Here is a 12,368-nt window from a genome sequence, read left to right as displayed (position 1 = left end):
CGCACATGAACAGGAAGGGCCGCGCAGAGATTCTGCACGGCCCTTTTCCGTTGCAGTCCTGCGGCGAAGCGTGGGGAGCCCGTCTATTTGACAGCAAACGAAGGAACCGATACAATAGAAAGAGCATTTTATAGCGCCGGGGCCGGTTATCTGAAGAGGGTAACGGCGCCGCATTAATTTCGATAGAAAAACAAAACAGGGGACGCGGTCAAAACGCGACAAAATGAGGGGTGAAGCAATGAATAATCAGGTGATACAAATTGCTGCGCGGATACGTGAGCTGCGCGAAATACTGGATGTTCCGCAGGAGGCGCTTGCACAGAAGATTGGCGTGGATATAGAGGAGTATAAACGCTATGAATCGGCGCAGGACGATATTCCGATTGGCGTGCTTTACGGCGTAGCGGCGGAGCTCAGGGTAGATCCGACAGAGCTGCTGACCGGAGAAGCGCCCAGAATGGATGAATACACCATCGTGCGGGGCGGAAACGGTGTGAGTGTGGAACGGTATCCCGGGTATGCCTTTACATCGCTTGCCTTCAATTACAAGCATCGCGACATGGAGCCGATGATCGTTACGCTTTCGCCCAACGAGGAGGCCGAGCTGGTGACGCATGGCGGACAGGAGTTTAACTACGTTCTGGAAGGCAGTATTAAAGTCGTCATCGAAGGCAGGGAGTTTATCCTGAACAAGGGCGACAGCATTTACTTCAATCCGGCTCTGCCGCACGGGCAGCGCGCGGTGGGAGGACAGGCAAAGTTTTTGACCATAATCAACGAATAAGGGCGGGGCAGACTGATGTTAAACAGGTTTTTGGATCGGATTGAATACGACAGCTACGAGGATTTTAAACAAAACTATAAGTTGAATATTCCGGAGCATTTTAATTTTGGATACGATATTGTGGACGAGTGGGCACGACAGGACGAAAATAAGCCTGCGCTCGTCTGGTGTGACGACGATGCAAATGAAAAGAGGTTTACGTTCGGCGATATCAAACGCATGAGCGATAAAGCGGCGAATATGCTCAAAAATATGGGGATCAGGAAGGGCGATGCCGTCATGCTGATGCTCAGGCAGCGCCCGGAGGTCTGGTTTATGATGGTGGGCCTGCACAAGCTTGGTGCGATCTGTATTCCGGCTACGTTCCAGCTTACGCCCAAGGATATCATTTACCGCTGCAACGCTGCGGAGGTCAAAATGATCTGCGCGGTGGACGACGACGAAATGCTCAGGCATATTGGGGAGTCCCTTGGCGAATGCCCAACGCTTCAAAGCGTGGGCGTTGTGGGAGAGAAAATTCCGGAGTGGGCCTTTGACCTGCGTAAAGAACTGGAGCAGGCAGGCGAGACATGGACGCGCGAATACCGCAATGAAAATGAAGAACCCATGCTGATCTATTTTTCGTCGGGTACGACGGGAATGCCCAAGATGATCCTGCATGATTTTACATATCCGCTGGGACACATTGTCACCGCGAAATACTGGCAGAAGGTGGAGGACGGTGGATTGCACCTCACGGTATCGGATTCCGGCTGGGCAAAGTTTGGCTGGGGCAAAATATATGGACAATGGATTTGCGGTGCGGTCATCGTGGCGTACGATACTGAGAAATTTACACCTTCTAAAATGCTGGATACAATCAACAGGCTGAAGCTTACAACCTTTTGCGCGCCGCCCACGATCTATCGGTTTTTGATCAAGGAAGACATGAGCAAATGCGATTTTTCTACAATCAAGCATGCGGGTATTGCGGGTGAGCCGCTGAATCCTGAGGTATATAACCGCTTTTTGGAGGCGACGGGTTTATCTGTTACGGAGGGATTTGGACAGTCGGAGACGAGCGTGCTGATCGCAAACTTTGGATGGGATCCAATCAAGCCGGGTTCTACCGGCAAACCGTCCCCTCTTTATGACGTGGACATTGTGGATGAGGATGGAAACTCCTGCGAGGACGGCATCGTTGGTTCTATCGTAGTAAAGAACACCGACAAAAAGCATCCTACAGGATTGTTCAAAAAATATTACAAGGACAAGGAAGCGACAGACCGCTGCTGGAAAGACGGCGTTTACAACACCGGCGATACGGCGTGGCGCGATGCGGAAGGGTATTTCTGGTTTGTGGGAAGAAATGACGACGTCATTAAATGCTCGGGATACCGTATTGGGCCGTTTGAGGTGGAAAGCGCACTGCTGACACATCCATCTGTGCTGGAATGCGCGGTGACCGCCGTTCCGGATCCTGTGCGGGGACAGGTGGTAAAGGCGACGGTTGTGCTTGCGCGTGGTTTTGAGGCATGTGATGAGCTCAAAAAGGAGCTTCAGACGCATGTGAAAAACGTAACCGCGCCATATAAGTATCCGCGCGTGGTGGAATTTGTGGAAGAGCTGCCCAAAACAGTGAGCGGTAAAATCCGGCGGATACAGATTCGCACGGAAGATGCGAAGCAATAACGGATACATAAACGACAAACGTAAAAAAGGCGTTTCCTGTGCGGGGGAAACGCCTTTTTACAGCAATTTGTCAAAAGGTTGGTAACAAGCTTTTGGTATAAATTGCATATGCAAGCGGTTTATCAAACGTTTGGCATAACCTGCGTTGTGTGAAACCGCTGCAAAGGGGAAAAGAGGAATTTATCTGAGTTTGATAATTTCACATTGCTGATCCGGACATGCTTTGCGCCACATTGCTGCCGTCATACATTGCAGGGATACGTCGTAAAAGTTTCCTCCGCATAAAACATGGTCGATGAGCACGCCTTCCTGTGCGCAGCCGCTGCGTGAACGGCGGTTGATGGCGCAGCTGTTATCTGTGAACGCCGCAAACGTGACCTTGTTAAAGCCAAGCTCATGGAACACGTGATGATAGATGCTGCGCTCAAGCAGCGAGGACATTTCGTCCGTATCGTCGGCGGGATCGTGCATATAGTAGCTCCAAGCGCAGCGCTTGTTTTCAAGGTTGATGTCGATTACGGCAAGAAGGCCAATCGGCACGTCGTCCCTGCGAATGATCCAGTGCGTAGGAAATTCCTCGTTTTTCATATGCTCAAACCACTTGAACTGGCCCGCGAGAGACATCTGCGCGTCATACGCCAAAAATTCCTGCGCATTCTTGCTCATCAGCCATTCTGAAAGCATTCCGATTTCTTCGCGCTTGATTGTTGTGCACGTAATCATTCTTACACCGCCTTTTGCTTCACTGCTTTGTGGTTTTACAGCCATTTCATGAAAAAAACGACATAATAATACAGGCTGTATGCTCCGCCAATAAAGAATTTTAACTATATTAATTGCTGTACTTCTTTATTGGCTCCGCTATAATATACACGCAAAGAAAATGGCCTAAACGGAATATTCAAAAATAACGGAAACAAAAACGAAGAGGAAAGCGCGCCATACTGTCCGATTTTACGGCGTGTCATGGCCTGCATATTTAGAATGCGCGCAAAAGGGTTTCCATACGTTTTATTTGCGGTATCAATAATTGGATAGTATAATAAGTGACTGAGGGAAGAGAGAATGTCTATTTTTAAAAGTTTTGTCGGTTATTATAAACCGTACCGCGGTCTTTTTTATTTTGATATGTTTTGCGCGCTCGTGGTTTCCGTCGTGGACCTTGCGTTTCCGCAGATCCTGAATTTTTTGACGGACGGCCTGTATACGCAAAATGCAGACGTGATCATCCGCAGCCTGTGGATTGTTGCGGTGGCTCTGATTGCAATGTATGTGATCCGGTATGGCTGCCAGTATTTTATCACGACATGGGGCCATGTGATGGGCGCGCGCATGGAGAGTGATATGCGTCAGGACCTGTTTGACCAGATGCAGAGGCTGTCGTTTTCCTATTATGATAAAAATAACACGGGCGATATGATGTCGCGTATCGTTTCGGATTTGTTCGATATCTCGGAGCTTGCGCACCACGGCCCGGAAAACGTGTTTATCTCCGCGCTCAAAATTATCGGTTCGTTTGTCCTGCTGATGATGATCAACGTGCCAATGACCTTGATTTTGCTTGCGGTGACAGTGGTAATGATCCTGTTCAGCCTGAGCAAAAATAAAAAGATGCGCGCGATCTTTATGGATAACCGCAAAAAGATTTCAAACGTCAATAAGCAGGTGCAGGACAGTCTTTCGGGTATACGCGTCGTAAAGTCGTTTGCCAATGAAGACATTGAGCGTAAGAAATTTGAACGCAGCAATCTGGAATTTCTGGATTCCAAGAAAAGCAGCTATAAAATCATGGGGACGTTTCAGGCGGGTAACAACTTTTTTACCGGCCTGCTGTATACGGCGGTGCTTGTATCGGGCGGTTTTTTCATTGCGAACGGCACGCTGCGGGTGACCGACCTTGCTATTTACGCCCTGTATATTGGTATTTTTGTCGCGCCGATTGAAGTGCTGATCAATTTTACAGAGCAGTTCCAAAAAGGATACGCCGGATTCAAACGGTTTATGGAGGTCATCAGGACAGATCCTGAAATCAAGGATAAAAAGGATGCGAAGCCGCTTGAAAATGTGAAGGGGAATATCAGGTACAGGGACGTGTCCTTTTCGTATGACAACAGTACGCACGTTTTCAAGGATATCAATGTGTCGATCGAGGCGGGGAAAACAGTGGCGCTTGTGGGCCCGTCCGGCGGCGGAAAAACGACGTTTTGTTCCCTGCTGCCCCGTTTTTACGACGTGACGCACGGTTCGGTTATGATCGACGGGCAGGATGTGCGTGACGTAACGCTGAAATCCCTGCGCAGTACGATTGGTATTGTGCAACAGGATGTATATATGTTTGGCGGCACGATACGCGACAACATTGCGTATGGCAAACCCAAGGCGACGGACGCGCAGGTTGTGGAAGCGGCAAAGAGTGCGAACATCCACGAGTTTATTATGAGCCTTGAGGAAGGCTATGAAACGAATGTGGGTGAACGCGGCGTGCGGCTGTCCGGCGGGCAAAAACAACGCATTGCGATTGCGCGTGTTTTCCTCAAAAACCCAAAGATACTGATTCTCGACGAGGCGACGAGCGCGCTCGATAACGAGAGCGAGCGGCATATCCAGGCATCCCTTGAGAAGCTGTCCAAAGACCGCACGACGATTGTAATTGCGCACAGGCTTTCAACCATCCGCAATGCGGATGAGATTATTGTAATGGGAACGGATGGAATACAGGAGCGCGGGACGCATGAGGAGCTGATCAGGAAAGGCGGCACCTATGCCAGATATTACAATATGCAGTTTGAGGGACTCAATGATTAAAAAAAGCCTGCGTGTGGTTGCCGCGGTAATTGAAGAACAGGGAAGAATACTCATCTGCCGCAGAAAGAACAGGGACGGCAGCGCGGGCCGGTGGGAATTTCCGGGCGGAAAGCTCGAGCAGGGCGAGACAGAACGCGAATGCCTGGCGCGAGAGCTTATGGAAGAGCTTGGCGTTGCTGTGGAACCCGGTATGCTTTTGGCGCGCGTCGAGCATGAATATGATACGTTTTCGGTGAAGCTTGCGTTTTACCGGGCGCGCATCACCGGGGGGACAATGACGCTAAACGTCCATGCGGATGCAAAATGGGCGGCGGGAAGCTCGTTGCCGGAATATGATTTTTTACCTGCGGATACAGCGTTTGTACGTGGGCTGGCGCAGGGGGATTTTGGAGAACAGGCCATGAAAAATGATTTTGAAACGCATATCGATAAGCTGGAAAGCGGAAGCGTGAAGTGGAACGAGATGAAAAAAGCCAACCCCGCCGTAGGGAAGGGTATCGTGCCGCTCTCGGTCGCGGATATGGAGTTTAAAACCGCGCCGGAAATCGTGCAAGGATTAAAAGCATACCTTGACAGTATGAACGTGGGCTATACGCAGGCTACGGATTCTTATTATGAAGCGGTTTCCATGTGGATGGCGCGCAGGCACGGCTGGAAGATCGAAAAGGAATGGATTGTGACAACGCCGGGTATCGTATTTGCGCTGGGCCTCAGCGTGCAGACGTTTACGCAGCCGGGCGACGGCGTAATCATTATGACGCCGGTATATTATCCATTTTATATGGTGGTGGAGCAAAGCGGTCGCAAGCTGCAAAAAAATGCGCTCATCAATAATGACGGATATTATGAGATTGATTTTGACGACCTTGAGCGAAAGGCGCGGGATGAAAACACAAAGATGCTGATTCTGTGCAGCCCGCATAATCCTGTTGGACGTGTGTGGACAAAGGAAGAGCTTTTGCGTGTGGGCGAAATCTGTGAACAAAACGGTGTGCTCGCAGTTGTGGACGAAATACATAACGACCTTATCATGCCGGGCTTTACACATACCGTTTTTCCAAACGTAAGGGAGGGTTTTGCCGATAACGCCGTGATATGCACGGCTCCCAGCAAAACGTTTAACCTTGCGGGGATGCAGGTTTCCAACATTGTAATTAAAAATAAGGAATTGCGCAGAAAATTTGCGCGCGCAAAGTATGGGTGCGGCATGATCGAGCTTAACGCGCTTGGTTATCAGGCGTGCGAAATCGCATATCGAAGCTGCGAAGGCTGGCTTGAGGAATTGCTGTCTGTGCTCGACGAAAACAGGCGCTTTGTTGAGGACTTTATCGCGCAGCGCCTTCCAAAAATCAAGGTAAGCCGGCTTGAGGGGACCTATCTGATGTGGCTCGACCTGAGGGAATATGGAATTGACCATCGCGAGCTGGAACGGATTATGACGCAGGAAGCGCAGCTTTTCTTTGACGAAGGCTATATTTTTGGCGAGGATGGAAAGGGCTTTGAACGCGTTAACATCGCCTGCCCTAAGGCAGTGCTGGAACAGGCTATGCAAAGGCTGGAAACCGCGCTGCAAAACAAATAAACGGGGCATGGTGTTTAAACTCTCCAAATGTGGTTTATATTAATACATACGAAAAAGGAGAGTGATGAAAATGAAAGAGAAAAAGCTTTCAAAAAACATCACAGACAGAGATTTTAACAAGCTGGTAAGCAGCAAAAACGTCGAACGGGCTGTGATGGTAAAGGATAACAAAGTTTACAAATACGGTTATCAGAAATAAAAACTTCGCGCATAAATACGCGAAGTTTTTTTATTATATCCAAAGGCCTGAATTGGTAATAAAGCAGAACGGTCAAAACGAAATGAATGATTTGACAAGCATAGAAGGATATGATATATTATTCATGGTTAGCGATGACTAACTAAGGCGCGCGGCGCCTTTCTTAAACCAAGCGAGTTAGCGTATGCTAATTTAATCGGAGGGTGACGATTGTGGATACATTGGAACAAATGATTGCGCGGCATTGCGCGCCTGCGTTGGCCGGAATTAAAGCGGCTGGGCTTGTTTCCTGCTGCCGGAAAAAACATCCGGATATCGAAAAGCGCATTTCGCAGTGGAACGCACAGATGAATCAAAAAGGGATATTTTTTGAAAAACTGTCCGGGCGGGATTGCAGGATATTGTTGCTTGTCTACAGGAAAAAGAGCCTGGAGGAACACCTGCAAAGAAATGACGTAAACAGACTGATGGACGAGACGGGTTATCCGCAGGGTGGAATTGACGCGCGGATTGCGCATCTGAAAAAAAGAATCTGTGAAGCGCAGGGATTTCCCCACGAAATCGGCCTTTTCCTCGGTTATCCGCCGGAGGACGTGGAAGGATTTATGGAGTACGGCGGGAGAAATTACAAGCTGAACGGATATTGGAAGGTATATTCCGACGAATACCGCGCACGGACATTGTTTGAGCGCTATACAAAATGCAGGGATGCGGTGTGCAGGCGACTGATGAGCGGATATACGCTGGGACAGTTGTTTGCCGCTGCCTGACCATATAAAAACACGGGAGGATAGAAAATGAATAAAGCAGCAATTATCTATTGGAGCGGAACGGGCAATACGGAAGCAATGGCGCAGGCTGTACTCGAGGGAGCACAGGGAGCGGGAGCGGATGCCAAGCTGTTTACGGTGTCGGAGATCAGCGTTGACGACGCGCTTGGCTACGATGTTGTGGCGCTCGGATGCCCGGCGATGGGAGACGAGGTGCTGGAGGAAGGGGATATGGAACCGTTCTTTTCCGATATGGAACCAAAGCTCGGCGGCAAAAAAATTGCACTGTTCGGCTCTTATGACTGGGGCGACGGAGAGTGGATGCGCGAATGGGAACGCCGTGTGAATGCGGCGGGAGCAAAGCTGTTCCAGACAGAAGGACTGATTGTACACAATGAGCCTGATGAAGAGGCATTAAAGCTCTGCAAAGAGTTTGGACGGGATATGGTTTCCTTTTAAAGTAGCTCATTAAAGTATCTCCCCAATATACGATAAAACTGGAAATCAATACACCGATTTTTTCTGAAACAACCCCCGGAGGAATATCTCCGGGGGTTGTTTTTCGCAAAAAATAGTTGCGTGCGCAATCAATTATGAGTATAATTACTATAAAGGTTGCGTGCGCAACTGTTTTTTATGTCTGCGTCCGGAAAGCTATTCAGGAAAATATCGCTCCGGGACGACGAAGGGGGACACATTGGAAAAACGCTTTTCTTTGAGTAAATATGCTTCGATGATCAACCGTTTCAGCCTGCAGTTTTACGACCAGGAGCTGGGTACGTTCCAGATTGGCGGAGGGCAATATTTCTTTCTTGCCCGTATTTACGAGGAGCAGGGAGTCAGCGCGCAGGAGCTTGCAAAAAAGGGACATTTTGACAAGGCGACGGCAACGCGCGCGCTGCAGAGGCTGGAAGAGCGGGGATATATTACACGGGAAACGGACGACATTGACCACCGCGTCAACCGTTTTTACACCACGCAAAAAGCGGAGGATGTCATGGAAAAGGTTTACGCCGCCGTGGAAAAATGGAATCATATCCTGAAAAGCGGAATGCCTGCCGAGCAAGCGCAAATGACGGAACACATTATGGATCATATGGCAAAAAATGCTTATGAATATATTTCTAATTCTATAAAGGAGGACAACAATGACAGAAGCAACCATGACAACACAGGCGCCTGAAAAGGAAAATCCGCTTGGATATAAGCCTATAGGGAAACTGTTGCGCAGTTTTGCGCTTCCGGCAATCATTTCCTGCCTTGTAAATTCGATCTACAATATTGTGGACCAGATTTTTATCGGGCAGGGAGTCGGATATCTTGGCAATGCGGCAACTACCATATCCTTTCCGATCATGACCATCATGGTGGCGGTCGCTACGCTGATTGGTACGGGCGGCAGCGCGTTTGCGGCACTCAAGCTTGGGGAAAAGAAGGAAGAGGAGGCGCAAAGGACTCTCAATAATGTCCTGATATTATGTTTTATCGCGAGTGCGCTTGTGGTAACGCTGGGACTTGTCTTTTTAACGCCGCTGCTTACAATGTTTGGCGCAAGCGATGCGACGATGCCTTACGCAAAGGATTACGCCACGGTAATACTGATCGGTTCACCGTTTAGCATTATCAGTATCGCGCTTTCCAATATGGCGCGTACGGACGGCAGCCCAAATCTTTCGATGTACAGTATCCTGATCGGCGCGGTTTTGAATTCGATTCTGGATCCGATCTATATATTTGTATTCCATTGGGGCGTTACAGGCGCTGCAATCGCGACGGTTACATCGCAGCTGATATCGACGATTATCCTGTCCGTCTATTTTGCAAGGGGCGGAAAGACAATGGGCTTTCACAAAAAGTACATGAGGCTATCCGGGCGCGTGTGCAAGATGACGTGCCTGCTTGGAATTTCTTCGTTTGTAACGCAGCTGGTTGGATGCGTGATGCAAATCGTTATGAACAACGTCCTTGTTTACTATGGAAACCAAACGGCGGTGGGAGGCGATACGGCTCTTTCGGCGATGGGAATCGTGCTTAAAATCGCGATGATACTGGCTTCAGCCTGTATTGGTATCGGCATCGGCGCGCAGCCTATCCTTGGGTTCAACCAGGGGGCAAAGCAACCCAAACGCATCAAAAAAACCTTTGTGATGGCTGCGTGGATATCGACTGCGGTGGTGGCGGTTGCGTGGCTCCTGTGCCAGCTATTCCCCGGGCAGATTATCAGCCTGTTTGGCGATTCGGACGCGAATTTCTCAGCGTTTGCGGTAAAGTGCCTGCGGATATTCCTTGGGGGGATTTTTTGCGCGGGTTTCCAGATTGTGGCAACGAGCTATTTCCAGGCGACAGGCCAGCCGCTCAAGGCGACGGTGCTTTCCATGCTTCGCCAGCTTTTGCTGTTGATACCGATGATGCTGATTTTGCCAATGTTTTTTGGACTGGACGGCGCTTTGTATGCAGGGCCGATAGCAGATATCGGATCGGCGCTCATTGTGGCGGTCTTTGTGGTATTTGAAATGAAGAAGCTGAACGGATGGATCAAAAAAGATGAAAAGGAAGGAAAAATGACGCTCGCCCGGGCACAGGCTTAATTTGACAATCATGCTTTGGGTTCTTATAATGGAACTTACAGAAACGAGAGGGACAGCAGAAATGTTTGATAAGCTTTGCATCAGGACAAGCTCCGCACAAATGGATTGGATGAGACATTGTACGGAGCCTGCAGCGGTTTAACATAACCAGATTATGAAAGACGTTTGATAGACCGCTTGTATATGCAATTTATACCAAAAGATTGTAACCAATCTTTTGACAAATTGCTATAATAGGGTGTTTTTTGCCTGAGTCATCGGTTAATATGGGATAGAATTCCGGCGGGGTAACCGCGTGTTTTCATGTTCCTGTTTTTCCGTTGTGCGTCAAAAAACCAGGCCGCGGACAATGTTTTGTCCGCGGTTTTTTGATGGACAAAAAAAGGAAAACAACAATGAAAACACAAACTAATAATTTATTGACAGGAAACGTGACAAAAGGCCTCGTGGCCTTTGGCGCGCCGGTATTTTTTGCAAACCTGCTGCAACAGTTCTATGGCATTGTGGATATGATTGCGGTAGGGCAGTTCGTGGGAAGCGCCGGGCTTGCGGCAATCAGCAACGCCTCTATGATCAGCTTTATCCTGACGGCATTGTGCACGGGAGTTGCGATGGGGGGAACGGTGCTTGTCGCGCAGTATAAGGGCGCGGGGGACGCACCGGCGCTGAAAAAGGCTGTCGGAATGCTTTTTTCGCTGACGATGATTTGTTCCATAGCGCTTACAATATGTGGATACCTCCTTTACAGGCCGGTTTTTGAACTGATGCGCGTGCCGGGCGAAGCAATGCAATACGCATGCGACTATATGCACATGATCTGCGGCGGCATCATTTTTGTATTCGGCTATAACGCTGTGTGCGCGGTGCTGCGCGGACTTGGGGATTCCAAAAATCCGCTCTATTTTGTGATGATTGCAACATGCGTCAACGTAGTGCTGGATATTGTGCTGATCGGACGTTATGGCATGGGTACAAAGGGCGCGGCGGTTGCCACAGTTATATCACAGGCGGTGTCGTTTGTCATCGCGATCCTTTACTTATGGAAAAAGACCACGGTTTTCGATTTCAGGTGGAAGAGCCTTGCGATTAAGAGGGATAAGGCAAAGCTGATCCTGCGTGTTGGATTGCCGTCCGCCGCGCAGATGGCGGTTGTGAACCTGTCGTACCTGATCGTAACGGGGATGCTGAACGGCTTTGGCGTTGCGGTTGCCGCCGCCTCGGGCATTGGGCTTAAGGTGAACACCTTTGCGGCAATGCCCTGCTGGGCGGTTGGACAGGCTGTGACTACGATGGCGGGACAGAACATGGGCGCGGGAGATATTCCGCGCGTGAAGAAGGTCGTGCGTGCGGGACTATTGATCAGCGTGCTTGTTTCGCTTGTGATGATTGCCATGTTCCAGCTGTTTGCACAGCAGGTAATTATGCTGTTTAACACAGACGCAGAAGTCGTGCGGGAGGGCGTGCTGTACCTGAGGATTTGCTGCTCGCTCAACTGCGCTGCATATGCGGTGATGTATACCTGTAATTCTTTTGCCACAGGAATCGGCGCAGCCGGCTTCGCGCTGGTAAACTCAATGATCGACTGCGTTGTGACGCGTATTGTGTTGAGCTATTTGGTGGGAGTGACCTTTGGCTGTGGATTCCTTGGAATTTACGTTGTGGAAATGGCAGCGCCGGTGCTGCCCGCCATAGCAGGCTTCCTCTATTTTAAAAGCAGGAGGTGGGAGAAGCGCAGTCTGATCCATGCAGGACAGGGAGGCGGGAACAGAGCGCGGGATAACGGGTAAAGATGCAAAAAGAGGCTGCCGCAATTTATGGTTTCGCGGCAGCCTCTTTATTTTTTAATTGCTTTTTATAAATTCATATGTTATGATATAAAAAATTATTCTGCGGAAAGCGGAACAAAAGGAGTTGCATGTTGATGTCGGTCATCTATGTGGAGGCTGTTTTCTAAAATTGAATATGGGCT

The 12,368-nt window shown here is 49.3% G+C and carries 11 protein-coding genes; 10 read left to right on the top strand and 1 reads right to left on the bottom strand.

Annotated elements, in window-relative coordinates:
- Positions 1-238: 238 nt before the first annotated feature.
- Together CHK_RS06610 and CHK_RS06605 are read left to right on the top strand one after the other, a co-directional pair.
- Positions 239-784: a helix-turn-helix domain-containing protein gene (locus CHK_RS06610; RefSeq protein ID WP_046443243.1), complete on the top strand. Its 546-nt coding sequence runs from the start codon at positions 239-241 to the stop codon at positions 782-784.
- 15 nt (positions 785-799) lie between these two features.
- The gene (locus tag CHK_RS06605) at positions 800-2,455 is read left to right on the top strand and encodes an AMP-binding protein (RefSeq protein WP_046443242.1); all 1,656 of its coding nucleotides are present in this window, start codon (positions 800-802) and stop codon (positions 2,453-2,455) included.
- 180 nt (positions 2,456-2,635) lie between these two features.
- Here the strand turns inward: CHK_RS06605 and CHK_RS06600 are convergent, their stop codons facing one another.
- A complete protein-coding gene (locus tag CHK_RS06600; RefSeq protein WP_046443241.1) occupies positions 2,636-3,178 on the bottom strand; it encodes a hypothetical protein in 543 nt (180 codons plus the stop codon).
- A 342-nt stretch (positions 3,179-3,520) separates the two neighbouring features.
- On the opposite strand from CHK_RS06600, the gene CHK_RS06595 reads away from it, so the two are divergent.
- From CHK_RS06595 to CHK_RS06565, 8 genes are all read left to right on the top strand, one after another.
- On the top strand, positions 3,521-5,260 hold the full coding sequence (locus CHK_RS06595) for an ABC transporter ATP-binding protein (RefSeq protein ID WP_046443240.1): 1,740 nt from the start codon (positions 3,521-3,523) through the stop codon (positions 5,258-5,260).
- Positions 5,253-6,842: a PatB family C-S lyase gene (locus CHK_RS06590; protein ID WP_160295604.1), complete on the top strand. Its 1,590-nt coding sequence runs from the start codon at positions 5,253-5,255 to the stop codon at positions 6,840-6,842. The genes CHK_RS06595 and CHK_RS06590 overlap by 8 nt, the downstream gene beginning before the upstream one ends.
- A 70-nt stretch (positions 6,843-6,912) precedes the next feature.
- Entirely contained in the window at positions 6,913-7,041 is a 129-nt protein-coding gene (locus CHK_RS17005) for a hypothetical protein (protein ID WP_268872436.1), read from the top strand.
- Positions 7,042-7,253: 212 nt separating this feature from the next.
- The gene (locus tag CHK_RS06585) at positions 7,254-7,811 is read left to right on the top strand and encodes a DUF3793 family protein (RefSeq protein ID WP_052740428.1); all 558 of its coding nucleotides are present in this window, start codon (positions 7,254-7,256) and stop codon (positions 7,809-7,811) included.
- Between the two features lie 27 nt (positions 7,812-7,838).
- Entirely contained in the window at positions 7,839-8,270 is a 432-nt protein-coding gene (locus CHK_RS06580; RefSeq protein WP_046443238.1) for a flavodoxin, read from the top strand.
- Positions 8,271-8,526: 256 nt separating this feature from the next.
- Positions 8,527-8,994 (top strand): MarR family winged helix-turn-helix transcriptional regulator, encoded by a 468-nt coding sequence (locus tag CHK_RS06575; RefSeq protein WP_160295603.1) that lies wholly within the window; start codon positions 8,527-8,529, stop codon positions 8,992-8,994.
- A complete protein-coding gene (locus CHK_RS06570) occupies positions 8,960-10,399 on the top strand; it encodes an MATE family efflux transporter (RefSeq protein WP_235811545.1) in 1,440 nt (479 codons plus the stop codon). The genes CHK_RS06575 and CHK_RS06570 overlap by 35 nt, the downstream gene beginning before the upstream one ends.
- A 395-nt stretch (positions 10,400-10,794) precedes the next feature.
- Positions 10,795-12,186, top strand: coding sequence for an MATE family efflux transporter (locus CHK_RS06565; protein ID WP_046443454.1), 1,392 nt, complete (start codon positions 10,795-10,797; stop codon positions 12,184-12,186).
- Positions 12,187-12,368: the final 182 nt, after the last annotated feature.

It is taken from the genome of Christensenella hongkongensis (genome assembly GCF_000981035.1).
Lineage (GTDB): Bacteria > Bacillota > Clostridia > Christensenellales > Christensenellaceae > Christensenella > Christensenella hongkongensis.
The sequence above is the reverse complement of the archived record's forward strand: the minus strand, read 5'-3'. Positions and strand labels throughout refer to the sequence as shown.